The sequence below is a fragment of the Bacteroides sp. 14(A) genome, assembly GCF_000526555.1.
GTDB lineage: Bacteria > Bacteroidota > Bacteroidia > Bacteroidales > Bacteroidaceae > Bacteroides > Bacteroides cellulosilyticus.
Window position 1 is genome coordinate 830,998 of the sequence record NZ_JAGH01000002.1, and the last position, 18,037, is coordinate 849,034.

The 18,037-nt window shown below is 42.6% G+C and carries 8 protein-coding genes; all 8 read left to right on the forward strand.

Annotated features, from left to right (window positions below; translation table 11 throughout):
* The first annotated feature begins 42 nt into the window (after positions 1-42).
* The gene (locus K429_RS0110730; protein WP_026366920.1) at positions 43-2,460 is read left to right on the forward strand and encodes a beta-L-arabinofuranosidase domain-containing protein; all 2,418 of its coding nucleotides are present in this window, start codon (positions 43-45) and stop codon (positions 2,458-2,460) included.
* Between the two features lie 339 nt (positions 2,461-2,799).
* The gene (locus tag K429_RS0110740) at positions 2,800-4,698 is read left to right on the forward strand and encodes a glycoside hydrolase family 97 protein (RefSeq protein ID WP_026366921.1); all 1,899 of its coding nucleotides are present in this window, start codon (positions 2,800-2,802) and stop codon (positions 4,696-4,698) included.
* Between the two features lie 5 nt (positions 4,699-4,703).
* Complete coding sequence (locus tag K429_RS0110745; RefSeq protein WP_026366922.1) at positions 4,704-7,799, forward strand: glycoside hydrolase family 2 TIM barrel-domain containing protein; 3,096 nt, start codon at positions 4,704-4,706, stop codon at positions 7,797-7,799.
* Between the two features lie 130 nt (positions 7,800-7,929).
* Complete coding sequence (locus K429_RS0110750; RefSeq protein ID WP_026366923.1) at positions 7,930-10,374, forward strand: TIM-barrel domain-containing protein; 2,445 nt, start codon at positions 7,930-7,932, stop codon at positions 10,372-10,374.
* A gap of 39 nt (positions 10,375-10,413) precedes the next feature.
* A complete protein-coding gene (locus K429_RS0110755; RefSeq protein WP_026366924.1) occupies positions 10,414-12,039 on the forward strand; it encodes a glycoside hydrolase 43 family protein in 1,626 nt (541 codons plus the stop codon).
* 13 nt (positions 12,040-12,052) lie between these two features.
* On the forward strand, positions 12,053-13,993 hold the full coding sequence (locus tag K429_RS0110760) for a glycoside hydrolase family 97 protein (RefSeq protein ID WP_026366925.1): 1,941 nt from the start codon (positions 12,053-12,055) through the stop codon (positions 13,991-13,993).
* A gap of 17 nt (positions 13,994-14,010) precedes the next feature.
* Complete coding sequence (locus tag K429_RS0110765) at positions 14,011-15,372, forward strand: glycoside hydrolase family 43 protein (RefSeq protein WP_007216475.1); 1,362 nt, start codon at positions 14,011-14,013, stop codon at positions 15,370-15,372.
* Positions 15,373-15,387: 15 nt separating this feature from the next.
* On the forward strand, positions 15,388-18,009 hold the full coding sequence (locus K429_RS0110770; RefSeq protein WP_026366926.1) for a TIM-barrel domain-containing protein: 2,622 nt from the start codon (positions 15,388-15,390) through the stop codon (positions 18,007-18,009).
* Positions 18,010-18,037 lie beyond the last annotated feature (28 nt).

Sequence of the window (18,037 nt, forward strand, 5' to 3'; positions counted from 1 at the left end):
AGACGATTATGAATGAAAGCAAAAAACAATCATGATAAAAATATGAAGAAAAACTGGATTCTACTTTTACTGCTCACCTTCAGCCTTGCGAGTCTCAGCGCGCAGGACGCTCTCTACCCCAACACTTTCCCTCTGGGAGATGTGAGAATAACCGCAGGTCCTTTTAAGCATGCCTGTGATTTGAACGTTAAGGTGCTGCTTCAGTATGATACCGATCGTCTGCTGGCTCCTTTCCTGCGTGAAGCAGGATTACCTAAGAAAGCGGAAACGTATGGTAACTGGGAAAAAGACGGTCTTGACGGGCATATCGGTGGGCACTATCTGACTGCTTTAGCCATTCATTATGCCGCTACAGGTAATTTGGAATGCAAAAAACGCATGGATTATATGGTTTCTGAATTTGCACGTGTACAGCAGGCTAATGGTGACGGTTCTATTTGCGGTTTTCCAAACAGTAAGAAGTTTGCAGAAGAAATAAGAAAAGGGAATGTAGGCATTGTATGGAACTATTGGGTTGCCTGGTATAATATGCATAAAACCTATGCCGGACTGCGGGATGCCTGGCTTTACGGTAAAAATGAAAAAGCGAAAAAGATCTTCCTGAAGTTTTGTGACTGGGGCGTCGACGTTATTTCTAATTTAGACGACCGGCAAATGGAGCGTATGCTGGATAATGAATTCGGCGGTATGAATGAAGTATATGCGGATGCCTGGCAAATGACCGGCAATCCCAAATACCTCGATACGGCGAAGCGCTTCTCACATAAGCAGATTTTCGACAGTATGGCAAGGCGCATTGATAATCTGGATAACAAGCATGCCAATACGCAAGTGCCTAAAGCCGTGGGATATCAGCGTGTGGCTGAACTTAATTCGAAAACCGCTCCGGATTACAATGATTTTATGACTGCTGCTGAATTTTTCTGGGAGACTGTAGTTTCTCATCGCTCTTTGTCATTAGGCGGAAACAGTCGGGGTGAGCATTTTCCCGAAGCAGGAAAATGTTCCGATTATATGCACGAACGTCAGGGACCGGAGTCGTGTAATACTAACAATATGCTGAAACTTACCGAAGGTCTGTTCCGCATGCATCCCAAAGTGGAATATGCCGATTTTTATGAACGTGCCATGTATAATCATATCCTTTCTACCCAGCATCCTGAACATGGGGGATATGTATATTTCACACCTGCTTGCCCCTCGCATTATCGTGTTTATTCGGCACCGGGAAAAGCAATGTGGTGTTGTGTGGGTACCGGTATGGAGAATCATGGTAAATACGGGCAGTTTATTTATACCCATGATACGGCGGATAATGCTCTGTATGTGAATCTTTTTATACCTTCTGAATTGAACTGGAAAGAGAAGAAGATTAAGATTGTACAAGAAACGGACTTTCCGAATGAAGAGGGGACTACGCTGACTGTTAATCCTTCCAAAGCAACACAGTTTAAACTGCTGATACGTTATCCATCGTGGGTGGAGCAGGGAAAAATGCAGGTGGTCTGCAACGGGGTTGATTATGCAAAAAGTGCGCAGCCAGGCTCTTATATAGCCATTGATCGCCAATGGTCAAAAGGAGATGTGGTAGAAGTAAAGACTCCGATGACCGTGAGAATTGAAGAACTGCCCAATGTACCTAACGCTATCTCGATCATGCGTGGCCCTATTTTGTTAGGTGCGAGGACGGGAACGGAAAATATGCCCGGATTAATTGCCGGAGACGGGCGTTGGGAGCATATTGCGCACGGATCGCTGGTTTCACTTTTTGACGCACCTTATATTATAGGGGAAAGAAGTGATATTCTGAATAAATTGAATAATATGAGGCCTGTCGAAGGAAAATCTTTTAGTTTTACTGTTCCCGGTTTGTTTACTCAGGAAAAATATAAGAATTTGATACTTGAACCATTCTATGGAATTCATGATAGCCGCTATATGATGTATTGGTTATCAATGTCCGAGCCCGCATTCAGGGAATATAAACAAGCTGTGGAAGCTGAAGAACGTGGGAGAATGATACTCGACAAGCGTACTGTGGATATGGTATCATCGGGTGAGCAACAGCCTGAGTCGGATCATGCAATGAAAATTCAGGATTCACATCGTGGAGTACATGCCGGTGAGGCTTGGCGTGATGCCCGTAATGGGGGATATTTCGAATATACACTGACCACGAAAGGGAATGAGAATCTCTCATTGATGGTCCGTTATTGGGGAGCTGAGTCTGGTAGCAGGAGCTTTGATATTCTGGTTGACGGTCAAACTATCGCTACGGAAAATATTGTCGGGAAATGGAAGAAAGACTTGTTCTGTAATGTGGAATATAATATTCCGGCCACTTTGCTGAAATCGAAAGATAAAATTACGGTTAGGTTCCAGAGTAAGCCGGATACTACAGCAGGAGGGATTTTTGCAGTACGGTTGTTGGTTCCCGAATCAATGGTAATGGATAAATAAATGGTCGCATGACATCAGAGGATATAATATCGCTGTATTTCAAAATGCAGTGAATTAGTGGTAGGAAAAAATTAAGTTAGATAAAGTTAGAGGTTAAATTTTGCATTTATTTTGATAGGAATTTAATGGTAAATAGTTTTTGGGAAAGGAATAACAAATGATTGAAAAGCTCGAAGCGATAGAAATATGCTTCGGGCTTTTCTTGCTTTACAGTGGGATAGAAGGACGATATTATCTAAAATCACAAATGGATTATCTAAAATTGCAAATATGTACAGAGGTATTTCCCTACTTTTGTTGGGTTAACAAAATAAGGGTCGTTGTACTAACTAAATATGTATGTTTATGAACTTGCTTAGAAAAACATGGGGGATTGTAATAGCTGTTATAATCAGTTCGTGCCACTCGGCAACATTTGATACTATTTCTCCTGACGGAACCTTAAAGGTTGGTGTAGTGACAACAAAGGATGGCGATTATGGAAAAGCCGCTTTCGTTGTGCATTACAAGGGAGATAGTATTCTTTTTCGTTCCGAACTGGGATTGGAAACAGATGCGCAAAAGTTTGCCGGTAACTTAAGACTGAAATCAGTTTCGGAACCGAAATCCGTGATTGATGATTATAGGATGATTACGGGAAAACGGAGCCATTGTGTGAATGAGGCTTCCGAACGGGTTTATTCTCTGGAAAACGATGAAGGGCAAACTTTGGAGGTAACGTTTAGGGTGTACAACGATGGGATTGCATTTAAGTATGGGCTTAAGGCTATTTCGGATGAAGAACATATCATTAATGAATATACGGCGTACGCCTTGCCACAAGGGAGTAAAAGATGGATACAACAATATGATCCGGGTTATGAAAAGTTTTTCCCGCTGTCTACTGATGGTAAGCTTGCCAATCGCCCGGAGGTTGACCTTTGGGGATATCCGGCGCTTATAGAGCCACGGGATTCTGTGTTTGTGCTGATTACGGAGGCTAATATCAGACGGGGGCATTGTGGCTCTTTTCTGTATAATGGGGATAATCGCGATAATTATCAGGTGCGATTGGGCGATAAAAAACTTGCTTTTAGCGGTGTGTGGGAATCTCCATGGCGATTGCTTATTGCTGGTTCTTTAGCTGATATTACTGAGTCTACACTGGTGACGGATGTGTCTGACCCTTCTAAGGTGGAGGATACGGAATGGATAAAACCTGGAATGGTGTCATGGATTTATTGGGCATACAACCATGGTTCTCAAGATTATCAAATCGTGAAGGAATACATTGACCTGGCAGTCAAGATGAAGTGGCCTTATGATTTGATCGATTGGGAATGGGATGCAATGAGAAATGGGGGAAATATCCAAGATGCCGTGAAATATGCTTTGAGTCAAGGCGTTAAACCTTTGGTCTGGTATAATTCGAGCACGAATTGGATAGGTCCCGGTCCTCTCTTTCGTCTGAATAAAAAGGCAGACAGGGAAAAGGAATATAAATGGTTAAGCGATATGGGAGTTGCCGGCATTAAAGTTGACTTCTTCTCGGGTGATAGTGTTTCTACAATGAATTATTATATAGATCTGCTTGAAGATGCCGTGAAGTATAAATTGATGCTTAACTTTCATGGTGCCACTATTCCTCGCGGATGGCAACGTACGTATCCTCACATGATGTCGGTGGAGGGAGTATATGGGGCGGAATGGTACAATAACACTCCGGTTTTGACGAATCGGGCTGCGGAACACAATGCTACCTTACCCTTTACGAGAAATGTTGTAGGTCCAATGGATTATACTCCGGGCACTTTCTCTGATTCTCAGCATCCGCATATCACCTCTTACGGTCATGAATTGGCATTACCGGTAATTTTTGAGTCGGCCTTGCAGCATATGCCAGACAGGCCTTCGGTTTACTATGATATGCCGGAACCTGTAAAGAAGTTATTATCGGATTTGCCGGCAGCCTGGGATGATACGAAGCTTTTGACCGGCTATCCGGGTATGGAGGTTGTTATGGCACGGCGCAAAGGGGATGTATGGTATATTGCAGGGATTAATGGAACCAATGAACCGAGAACCCTTTGTTTTTCGCTGAAAGACCTTTCCGTTGCCGGTAAGAAGATAACTTTATTTGAGGATGGTACAGATGACAGAAGCTTTGCTATTGAAGAAAATCTTCCTTTGTCAGAAGACGAAATGACTTTGGAAATAAAATGTTTGCCGCGTGGAGGATTTGTAGCTGTTATAAAATAATGAGTATGAGAATTTATATATTTCTGTTAACTGTTTGTTTTACCTTTCAGATGCGTGCACAGCAAGTGCCTGATTGGGAAAATCCTCGCGTAGTAGGTATCAATAAAGAGGAGTATCACAGTACATTGACGTTGCCGTCCGGGAAATCCTCGTGTGAAGAGATTGTGTCTTTGAACGGGAGGTGGAAGTTTTACTGGTCTCCCGATCCGCAAAGTCGGCCGTCGGATTTTTATAAAAATAATTTTGATGTGAGTGGCTGGGATAACATTTCTGTACCGGGGACATGGCAGTTACAAGGCTATGGAAAACCTATTTATACCAATTGGACATATCCTTTTAAGAAAGATCAGCCAAAAGTGACAGGAGAACCTCCCAAGCATTTTTTTAGTTATGAGAATCGCAATCCGGTGGGGTCTTATGTGACAACTTTTGATGTTTCGGAGGATATAAAAGATAAGCAATTGTATTTGCACTTCGAAGGAGTTAAGTCGGCTATGTATGTATGGATTAACGGGAAAAAAGTAGGATATAGTCAGAATTCTATGGCTCCGGCGGAGTTTGATATTACCGGATATGTAAATGAGGGGCAAAACCGTCTGGCGGTAGAGGTATACCGTTGGTCGGATGGCAGCTATCTGGAAGATCAGGATATGTGGCGTTTTAGTGGGATTTATCGCCCGGTAGAGTTATGGGTACGCCCTAAAATCCATATAAAAGACTATTCGCTGACTACCGATCTGGCAGATGATTTTTCGTCTGCCGGTTTTAAGGCAAAAGTCTGGTTAAGAAACTTGTCGGACAGTAAATCGGGAAAACTGAGTCTTGAGGTTCTGTTAAAAGGGAAGAATCGGAATGAGGAGAGATTTGTGAAACGGTTAATCACTCCTGTAAAGAATTTGCCGGCAACATCCGCAGGCTGCTATACTTTGTCATCTGTTGTGGAAAATCCGAAGCTATGGTCGGCGGAAAAGCCAAACTTGTATGATGTTGAAATTAGGCTTTACGATGGTAAGAAGGTGGTTGAGGAGTTTCAATCACATATAGGAATATGGAAATGCGAGATTGATGGAAATGTATTTAAGTTTAATGGACAGCCTGTTAAATTGAAGGGAGTGAATCGCCATGAACATCATCCACGCACCGGCCGACTTGTGGACAGGGAGACTATGGAAAAGGATTTGAGACTGATGAAACAAGCCAATATTAATATGATCCGTACTGCACACTATCCTAATTCCCCGCTGTTTTATGAATTGTGTGACAGATATGGTTTCTATGTGATGGATGAGGCTAATCAGGAAAGTCATGATTATGGTTTAGGTAATAAAATACTTGGTGATAACCCGGAATGGACGTTAGCGCATGTAGACAGGGCACTTGCATTGGTACAACGAGATAAGAATCACCCTTGTGTGGTCTTTTGGTCTTTGGGTAATGAAGGAGGTGCCGGACGCAATATGCAGGCTATGGCAGATACAATACAGGCCATAGATGCTTCACGTATTATTTTTAGCGATACCGATCTTTCTGTATCGGCTTTTAATGATCCTTCTTATTATACTCCCGGAAAGTTTAAGGAATATGCCCGGGAAAAACGTGATAAACCTATCTTTATGCGTGAGTATGCTCATGCCATGGGAAATTCAGTAGGCAATTTGCAGGAGTATTGGGATGTCATTGAGGCTAATGACCACGTTTCAGGTGCGGCTATTTGGGATTGGGTCGATCAGGGAATTGCAAAGAAGATAAATCCGGGATATAAGAAAGGAGTGGAGAATTCAGGTTCTTTGCTATTGAAGGAAGGTGAATTCTGGGCTTATGGAGGAGATTTCGGTGATTTTCCTAATAATGGGGATTTCTGTTTTAATGGTTTAATTGGGGCTGACCGTGTTCCTCACCCACACTATTATCAGGTTCAGAAAGTGTATCAGAATATTGGTTTTTCACTTGAAGGGCCGAATAAGGTACGTCTCACCAATAAGTATGAATTTATGGCTTTGGATGAGTTCGATTATGGGTATGAATGGTTGCAGAATGGTGAACTTGTAAAGTCGGGAGAAGTACCGCTTGTAGTTGGAGATCATTTGGATATTCCCGCTTTCACGGGATCGGGTGAGCTTTTCCTGAATGTATTTGCCAAGCTGAAACAGAGTACATGCTGGGCTGAAAAAGGCTTTATTATTAGTAAGGAGCAATTTTTGGTGAATATGGCCAAACCGGAGTCTATTGTTTCGGAAGGGGGAAGTGTTGAAGTGAATGCGTCACCGGTTGCTATTGAGATAATGGCTGGATTGAATTGTTTCATTGTAGATGTGAAATCCGGTGCTTTGACAAGTTGGAAAAATGATGGAACGGAAATTCTATATGCTCCTTTGGAACCTTATTTCTGGAAACCGGCGAACAGTAATCAGATGAATAATGGTTATAATAACCGTTTAGGAATATGGAGAAACGCTGCTGGTGAACGTGTAGTCGAAGGTGTGGATTATTCTGTGAAGAATGGGCTGGCTGTAGTGGAGGTTAGTATGTCGTTGCCTGTGGTAGGTGCTGCTTATCAATTGCGCTATACTGTAAATGGGAGCGGAAAGATACAAGTTGAAGCTTTCTATAAACCGGAAAAAGAAAAGATCCCATTAATGCCTAAGTTTGGAATGAGGATGCGTTTACCTTCTTCCATGGATTATGTCAAATGGTATGGTCGTGGTGAATTTGAGAACTATCCGGATAGGAAAACGGCTGCTTTAGTCGGTTGTTATGCAACGGATCTCAATAGTTTTGTCACGGATTATGCTTTTCCACAGGATAATGCAAACAGATGTGATGTCCGTTGGTTTTCACTGAATGATAAGGAGGGCCGAACGATAAAAGTGACAGGTTTGCAACCGCTCTGCTTTCGTGTGTGGCCGTATGGTGAGGAAGATTTGGAAAAGAACAGGCATGCTTATGAACTACCCGTACGCGATTATGTGAATGTGAATATTGATTTGAATATTCATGGCGTAGGAGGTGCTGATTCTTGGGGGGCAAGAACATTGGATGAATATACAATTGATGGCAATCAAGCTTATTATTATGGTTATTTGATGGAGTATTCTGATTGATAGCCATTTATTTATCTAATATTGAAAGTCAAATATCTAATATTGAAAAAGGTGTAAAAGATATGCAGCTATTTTTGTATCGTGCAAAGTTATGGAATGCGAGTTTTAATCATTAAATGTAATAAGTACCATGAAACCAATTAAAAGTGTATTTATATTAATGGCGCTGTGTTGTTGTATCCCGCTTACAGGGCAAGATTATCAGCAAATTCCTGAGGGAATTAAGGCGACCATTAATTCTGTAGATGTAGAATTACAATTCTATACTCCGTCAATTGTAAGAATACTAAAATCTCCTAATGGGTGGAAGTATACAAAGGAGAGTCTTTCTGTAATAGAAACTCCTCAGAAGGTGAAGACTGCCGTTACTCAGGAAGGCAATATTGTAAGCCTGAAAAGTAGTGAAATGGGGGTTGCTCTTAATTTGGAATCTGGTGTTGTGTCTTTCTTTAATGCGAAAGGAGAGCCGTTGCTCAGTGAAAATGGAAAGCCGGAGTTTACCGATTTTAATGATGCAGGTACAAAAACGTTCACTGTTAAGCAAACGTTTCTTTTAGATAAGGATGAGCCTCTTTATGGGTTGGGCATTCTCCAGAATGGAAAGATGTCGCAACGTAATCAGACTAAACGTCTTGTACAGGGCAATGTGGAAGACGTGGTTCCATTTGTGCAGTCCGTGAAAGGATACGGTCTTTTCTGGGATAACTATTCACCAACCAATTTTGCCGATAAACCGGAAGGAACCTCTTTCCAGTCTGAAGTGGGAGATTGCATCGACTATTATTTCATGTACGGTGGAGATGCTGATGGCGTAGTTGCACAGATGCGTGCACTGACCGGACAGGTTCCCATGTTCCCCCTCTGGACTTACGGTTATTTCCAAAGTAAGGAACGCTATAAGAGCCAAGAAGAGACGGTGGGAGTGGTACGGAAATACCGTGAATTAGGTGTGCCCCTTGATGGAATCATTCAGGATTGGCAATACTGGGGACACAACTATTTGTGGAATGCTATGGACTTTAAGAACCCTTCGTTCAGCGATCCTAAAAAGATGATTGATGATGTGCATGGAATGAATGCGCATATGTTGATTTCTATCTGGTCTTCGTTTGGACCGATGACCAAGCCTTACAGGGAATTGGACAAGAATGGTATGCTGTTTAACTTTTCTACATGGCCCCAGTCGGGACTCGATACTTGGCCGCCCAATATGGAATATCCTTCCGGAGTACGCGTATACGATGCCTATAATCCGAAAGCCCGTGATATCTATTGGAAATATCTGAATGAAGGTATCTTCAAGTTGGGTATGGACGGCTGGTGGATGGATTCTACGGAACCTGACCATTTCGATTGGAAGCCGGAGGATTTTGATACGAAGACCTATCTGGGGTCGTTCCGCAAGGTGCGTAATGCTTATCCGTTGTTGACGGTGGGTGGCGTTTATGATAATCAGCGTGCTGTAACTTCAGATAAACGCGTCTTTATTCTTACACGTTCTGTTTTTGCCGGACAGCAACGTTACGGAGCCAATGTATGGTCGGGAGATATCGGTTCTTCTTGGGAATCACTGCGCAATCAGATTCCGGCAGGCTTGAATTTTACTCTTACCGGAAATCCTAACTTCAATTCAGATATTGGTGGCTTCTTTGCCGGAAACTATAATAAGAGTTGGAATGACGGAAGTGCCCCCAAGAATCCGATGTATCAGGAACTGTATGTGCGTTGGCTGCAATTCGGTACGTTTACGCCGATGATGCGTTCACATGGGGCTGATACACCGAGGGAGATTTATCAATTCGGGAAAAAAGGCGAATCAATATATGATGCTATTGAAAAAATGATTCATCTGCGCTATGCATTGTTGCCCTACATCTATTCCACTTCATGGGAAGTGACCGAGCGACAGGCGAGCTTTATGCGTGCGTTGGTGATGGACTTTGCTGCTGACAAGAAAGTATGGGATATAAAAGACCAGTATATGTTCGGTAAATCCATTTTGGTAGCACCGATAGTTAATGCGCAATATACTCAGGAGAAGCTGGTAAAACTAAAAGAAAATGATGGTTGGGATAAGAATAATGTTCAGAAGTTTGAGAATAAAGCTCCGGTAGACTTTATGCAGGCTAAGTCTGCAAAGGTATATTTACCGGCGGGTGCTACCTGGTATGATTTCTGGACGAATGAGAAGTATGACGGTGGACAAGAAATAGAAAAGGAAACGACTATTGATGTCATTCCTTTGTATGTCAAAGCTGGTAGTATTATTCCAATGGGTCCTAAAGTGCAGTATGCAACGGAGAAACCGTGGGATAATCTTGAATTGAGAGTATATGCCGGTGCCAATGGTTCCTTTGTTCTGTATGAGGATGAATTTGATAATTATAATTATGAGCAGGGAGCATATACAGAGATTCCTGTCGTATGGAATGATGCATCACGCCAGTTGATCATAGGGGCTCGAAAAGGTGCATACAAGGGAATGTTAAATAATAGAAAGTTCACAATTGTACTTCAAGACGGAACTCGGAAAGTTGTTGACTACAAAGGGAAAAGAGTTAGTGTGAAATTCTAGTGTTATTTGGAAATATAGATTTTAAAGACTAAGAGTATCATGAAAAAGATGATGTTAACATGGCTGACTGTTGCTTCATTACTGATGGGGTGTTCCGGTTCGGAAACGTCGGTGAAGGGGACGTATCGTAATCCTGTAATTTATGCTGATGTACCGGATATGTCTGTTACGCGTGCAGGAGAGTACTATTATATGATAAGTACCACTATGCATTTAATGCCCGGTGGACCTGTTATGAGATCAAAAGACTTGGTGAATTGGGAAACAGTGAGCTATGTCTTCGATAAGCTGACTGATAACTCAAAGTATGACTTGATTGGTGGAACTGTTTATGGACGCGGACAATGGGCATCTTCCATACGCTATCATAATGGGAAATTCTATGTATTGTTCTCGCCAAACGATGTACCCTATCGGTCGTATATATTCACGGCGGAAGATCCGGCAGGGAAGTGGGAGTTATTATCAAGAACACAGCATTTTCATGATGCCTCTTTGTTTTTTGATGATGACGGCCGAGTATATGTATTCTATGGAACCGGTGAGCTGAAGGAGTTGAAGAGTGACTTGTCGGATGTGAAATCCGATGGAGTCAGTATGAAGATTTTTGAACGGGATGCTGATGAACAGGGCTTGCTGGAAGGAAGCCAGGTTGTGAAACATAACGGAAAGTATTATTTGCTGATGATTTCCATGGATTGGAGTATCCCCGGTCGGGTACGCAGGGAAGTATGTTATCGTGCAGACAAGATAACAGGGCCTTATGAGAAGAAGGTTATCCTGGAGCATGATTTTGATGGTTATGGAGGAGTAGGTCAAGGTTGTATTATTGACTCGGAAGAAGGAGACTGGTATGGGGTTATTTTTCAAGACCGCGGAGGAATAGGCCGTGTACCTACTCTTATGCCCTGCCGTTGGGTAGACGGATGGCCGATGCTGGGAGATGAAAATGGACATGTGCCTTTGACGATGGAAAAAGAGATATATCCGACTGAAAATACCAAAGGAATACTTGGAAGTGATGATTTCAACGGAGAGAAACTTTCACTCTATTGGCAATGGAATCACAACCCGGTGGATGATAAGTGGTCGCTCACAGAACGGCCGGGATATTTACGTTTAGAAACCAGCCGGGTGGTTGATAATCTGTATCTTGCTCCGAATACAATTACGCAGCGTATGGAGGGACCGAAATGTAAGGCTACTGTCTCGCTTGATATTTCGAATATGAAGGATGGTGATGTGGCAGGTTTTAGTGCATTCAATGGACATTCCGGGCTTTTGTCTGTGGTGAAGGAGGGAGATGCAAAACGACTTGTAATGTCTACCAATGTAGTCAACTTTGATAATACTCCAAATAAAGCTATCGCAAGTGTGGATGTAGAGGAAAAGGAACAGGTAGAACTTAATCAGAATATCATTTATTTGCGTATAGAAGGTGATTTTACTCCGAAGCGGGATATTGCTACTTTCTATTACAGCCTGGACAATAAGGAATGGAAGAAGATTGGAACGGATTTCAAAATGCGTTTTGATTATACAAAACTGTTTATGGGAAGTAAGTTTGCCATCTTTAACTATGCAACAAAATCGTTGGGAGGTTATGTCGACGTTGATTACTTTGACTACGAGAGGGCTAATGATAGGGTGACTATTAATAAATAATATCTTGATATTCATGAAATATTTTTTAGTTATAACGGCATTATTGATTTGCTTCACAATAAAAGCGGAGGAAAAACAGATAGCAAGTCCGGATGGGAAAATAGTAGTAACCATCTCTGATAAGAATGGACAACCTTCCTATCGCATCAGTTATAAGGATACTCCTTTTATCAATTCTTCTTCTTTGGGACTTATTACGAATATAGGTGATTTTTCCCGGGAAATGTCTTTGGAACACGATGTTCAGTCAAATAGAATTGACGAGACCTATACATTGCCCAATATAAAGCAGAGTAATGTGCACTATGTAGCCACAGAGGGTATATACCGGTTTAGTCAGCAAGGCAAGATGATTTACGATGTTATATTTCGTGTAAGCGACCGGGATGTTGCTTTCAAATATAAAATGTATCCTCAAAAGAATACTTTATCCTGCATTGTAAAAGAGGAGGCGACAAGTTTTGTGCTTCCTGATGGGAGTACGACTTTTTTGTGTCCGCAAAGCAAACCTATGGGAGGATTTGCCCGTACTTCTCCCAGTTATGAGACACCGTATAAAGCAGATGATACCATGGGCAAAAATGGATGGGGTGAAGGTTATACTTTCCCTTGTCTGTTCCGTAATGGTGATAAGGGATGGATACTTATTTCGGAAACAGGTGTAGATAGCAAATATTGTGGAAGTCGCTTACTGGGACATGAAAATGGCTTGTATACAATCGGTTTTCCTCAGGAGGGTGAAATGAATGGAAATGGTACAACTGCACCCGGACTTGCCCTGCCGGGAGAAACGCCTTGGAGAACGATCACTTTGGGTGAAACTTTGGCTCCGATTGTTGAAACGACAGTTTCCTTTGATGTTGTAAAGCCACTGTATGAAGCATCCGGAAAATATGAATACGGCAGAGGTTCCTGGAGCTGGATTATTGGTATGGATGGAAGTACGAAGTATGAAGAGCAATTACGTTATATTGATTTCTCTGCGGCAATGGGATACCAGTCTGTATTGATAGATGCATTGTGGGATACGCAAATAGGCTATGACAAAGTTGAAAAGCTGGCTAAGTATGGTACGGAAAAAGGAGTGGGGCTTTATCTGTGGTATAATTCTAATGGATATTGGAATGATGCCCCACAATCACCGCGTGGTATCATGGACAATGCGATAGCCCGACGCAAGGAGATGAAATGGATGCAAAGCATTGGAATACGCGGTATAAAGGTTGACTTCTTTGGTGGTGATAAGCAAGTCACCATGCAGCTGTATGAAGATATTCTTGCTGATGCCAATGAATATGGATTACTGGTGATTTTCCACGGGTGTACTTTGCCTCGCGGTTGGGAACGTATGTATCCTAACTTTGCGTCGAGTGAAGCTGTATTGGCCAGTGAGAACCTGCATTTCTCTCAGGGAAGTTGTGACAATGAAGCTTTCAATGCCTGTCTGCATCCATTTATTCGTAATACGGTGGGTAGCATGGACTTTGGCGGCAGTGCACTGAATAAATATTATAATGCGGATAATGCTCCACGCGGAAGCCGGCGTATGACTTCTGATGTGTTTGCTTTAGCTACTGCAGTATTGTTCCAAAGTCCGGTACAACATTTTGCCTTGGCTCCGAACAATCTGACAGATGCTCCGGAATGGGCGATAGGCTTCATGAAAGAAGTCCCCACTACGTGGGATGAAGTACGCTTTATTGATGGCTATCCCGGTAAATATGTAGTTATGGCACGCAGGCATGGAGATAAATGGTATGTTGCAGGAGTTAATGCGCAGAAAGAGACCGTAAAGTTGAAGATTGCTTTACCGATGTTTATGCCTGGTGATCAAGTGAGGGTATTTACTGATAATGAAGAATTGCAAGGAAATGTAAAACAGATAAAGGTAAATAAGAAACAGGAGTTACAATTGGCAATTCCTTGCAATGGTGGAATATTAATTGTAGAATAATCAAACTAAAAAGCAATATGGATAAAATGAAATCTTTATTCCTTTCATCGCTATTGGTGGTGGTGAGTACTTCGGGATTAGCACAAAATCCAATCATTCAGACAAATTATACGGCTGATCCGGCCCCAATGGTATATAATGATAAAGTATATCTTTATACTACCCATGATGAGGATAATTCTACCTGGTTTACGATGAACGACTGGCGCTTGTATACGACCAGTGATATGGTGAACTGGACGGATCATGGCGCTGTGTTATCATATACTGATTTTAGTTGGGCAAAAGGGGATGCATGGGCTCCACAATGCATTGAGAGAGATGGTAAGTTTTATATGTACGTACCCATGATTTCGAATATAAACAACAGAGGTGCAATCGGTGTGGCGGTAGCTGACAGTCCTTACGGGCCCTTTTATGATCCGCTTGGGAAACCACTGGTCCAGAGTGAATGGGGAGACATTGATCCGACTGTTTTTATTGATGATGACGGACAGGCTTATTTGTATTGGGGAAACCCCAACCTGTATTATGTGAAGTTGAATGAAGATATGATTTCTTATAGTGGAGATATTGTACGTGTACCTTTGGTGGCGGAATCGTTTGGTAAACGCGAAGGCGATGCCCAAAGAGCCACTCTGTATGAAGAAGGTCCCTGGCTTTATAAGCGGGATAAGAAGTATTATTTATTTTGGCCGGGAGGTCCGCTGCCCGAGCATATCGGATACTCAACCAGCGATACTCCTACAGGTCCGTGGAAATACGGTGGAGTAGTGATGCCTGCCGGTGGCGGAGCGTTTACCATTCACCCGGGAGTTATTGATTTCAAGGGTAAAACTTACTTTTTCTATCATAACGGACAGTTGCCCGGAGGTGGTGGATTCAACCGTTCGGTATGTGTGGAAGAGCTTAAATTCAACAAAGACGGATCTATTCCTCAACTGAAGATGACTGAGGGTATTACAAAAGGGATTACGACACTGAATCCGTATGTAAAAACGGAAGCGGAGACTATTGCTTTTTCTGAAGGGTTCAAGTCTTTCAAAAATGATCAGGTGGGTGTTTTTGTTACGGCAATGAAGAATGGCAGTTATACTTGTGTTCGCGGTGTAGATTTCAAGGCAACCGGTGCAACGAAGTTCAGTGCCAGAATAGGAACTACACATAACGATCCCGTAAATCTGGAAATCCGTCTGGATGGTGTTGATGGGCAACTGATAGGGACAATGAAGGTACCGCGTACAGGAGGAAGTGATCGTTGGGACTTACGGACTATTGACATTACAAAAGTGACAGGAGTACATGATTTGTATTTTGTAGTAAAGGGGCGGCCTGCTACCAATCTTATGTATTTTGATTATTGGATGTTTTCTAAATAACTTGTACTAAATACTATGAGGAATAAAAGGAAGTATATCAGAACAACAGGAATCATCCTGTTGTTCTGTGTTGCTTTGTTGAATACGGCATGTGTTTCAAAGCAAAAAGAGAAAGTCGTTCTTGAACTGAAACAGGGATTACTTTCGCTGATACCATTAAATCAGAATGCTGTCCGGGTACAGTTTTCCCAACCGGGTTCGGCGCCTATGGAAGAGCTTATCTATACAGAAAAACTTCCTGCTCCTGAATATGAAGTTACAGAAGATAAGCAATCGCTGGTTTTATCTCTGGATGGAATTTCAGTGGAATTCGACAAAGGTACGGAAGTCTTGACTTTTAAAGATGCGAATAAGCGTATCATTCTTCAAGAGAAAGTTGGCGGACGTTTTATGAAGGTTTCTTCTGTACAGAATGAACCTACCTATCAGGTGGAACAGCGTTTTGTTTCTCCGAAAGATGAATACATATATGGTACAGGGCAGTTTCAGGATGGTTATCTAAATATCCGGGGGTTGACACGGCGCTTGACGCAGGTGAATACACAGATTTCTATTCCTTTTATTCTTTCAAGTAAAGGCTATGGGTTGCTGTGGAACAACTATGGATTGACGGATTTCAATCCGGCAGATCAATTTGTGGAGTTGACTCCCGCCAATGCAAGTGGAGAGGCTGTTACGGTAAATACCACCGGTACGAGTGGAAATGTAAGGGAAACCAGACAAACCTATTCGTTTACAGCTTCGGTGGATGTACCTCGCTCCGGTAGTTATTCTTTGTTGCTGGATGTGGGACAGCGAATGGCACGGAAATATTATCTGGTTATTGACGGACAAAAGATTGTGGATGTCAATAATTTATGGTTACCTCCCACTACTTCTGCCATTGTGGAGCTGACAGCCGGTAAGCACGATATAGAAGTACAAGGTGAACGTAATGATAAGCCTGTGTTATATTGGCGTCCTGTTTCAGAAGAGACTGTATTCCGTTCTCCGGTTGCCCAAATGTTAGATTATACGGTTTTCGCTGGTAACGGAGATGAAGTGATCGCCAGCTATCGGGAACTGACCGGACCTGCCCCCATGATGCCTTTGTGGAGTCTGGGATATATACATTGTCGGGAGCGTTATAATACTCAAGCAGAATTGCTGGAGAATGCTCGTGAATTCAGGGAACGGAAATTGCCTATCGATATGATTGTACAGGACTGGCAATATTGGGGAAAATATGGCTGGAATGCCATGAAGTTTGATGAAGACAGATATCCTGATCCGGGAAGTATGATGAAGGAACTTCATGAGATGGATGTGCGTCTGATGATCTCTGTATGGTCTAAAATCGATGCTCAGTCCGAAGTGGGAAAACAAGCCAAGGAAAAGGGATATTACATACCGGGCAGTGACTGGATTGACTTTTTCAATCCGGACGCGGCGGCTTTCTATTGGCAGAATTTCCGTACCGGATTATTGAAATATGGTATTGATGCTTGGTGGCAGGATGCTACTGAACCGGAGAATGATGATTTGCAGAACCGTCGCATTAATCGTGAACAAACTCCGGGAGAGGTGTATCGGAATGTATATCCGATGTATGTCAGCAAGACAATCTATGAAGGTTTACGTCAGGATGATCCTGACAGGCGAGCTATGATTTTTACTCGCAGTGGATTTTCAGGAATGCAACGTTATGCGGCCGCCACATGGTCGGGAGACGTAGGACATGACTGGGAAACCTTACGTCGGCAAATCGTGGGGGGATTGGGGCAGATGGCGACAGGGCTGCCTTGGTGGACTTATGATGCAGGTGGGTTCTTCCGTCCGGGCGACCAGTATACAAATACCGGATACCATGAACAGTTGATCCGCTGGATACAGGCAGGAACATTTTTCCCACTGATGCGTGTGCATGGTTATATGAGTAATACCGAGCCGTGGCGATATGGAGAAAAGGTGGAACATATCATTGCCCGATATCTGGATTTACGTTATAGGCTTCTTCCTTATATCTATTCACAAAATGCTGCGGTTTCATTCAATGGTTCTACTTTGATGCGTCCGTTGGTGATGGATTTCCCTGAAGACCGTTTTGCACTGGAACAAAACTATCAGTTCATGTTCGGACCTTCTATGCTGGTGGCTCCGGTGGTAGAAAGTGGTGTTAACCGGATGAAGGTTTATCTTCCGGAATGTTCGGCCGGCTGGGTAGATTTCTGGAATGGCACACCTCATAAGGGAGGTATATTCACAGATGTAAATGTGGATCTTATGAAGACTCCTTTATTTGTGAAAGCGGGTTCTATATTGCCGTTGGGACCTCAGAAGCAATATGCATCGGAGGAGACGGAACAACCGTGGGAAATCCGTATTTATCCGGGAGCTGATGGTTCTTATTCTGTTTATGAAGACGAAGGAATCAATTACAATTATGAGAAAGGTCAGTTCTGCACGTTTGATCTGAAGTGGAATGATTCGGATAAGACCCTTACTATCAGTGACAGAAAAGGTTCGTTTGCAGGAATGAAGGAAAGAATGGACTTCAATATTGTAATTGTAACGCCGGAGTCAGGCACTGGAATTTATCAGTCAAAAGTGAATAAGAGCATTGTCTATGAGGGAAAATCAATGGTGATATCACTGTAGTGTTTCTTGAGGCAATGATTTGGAAATA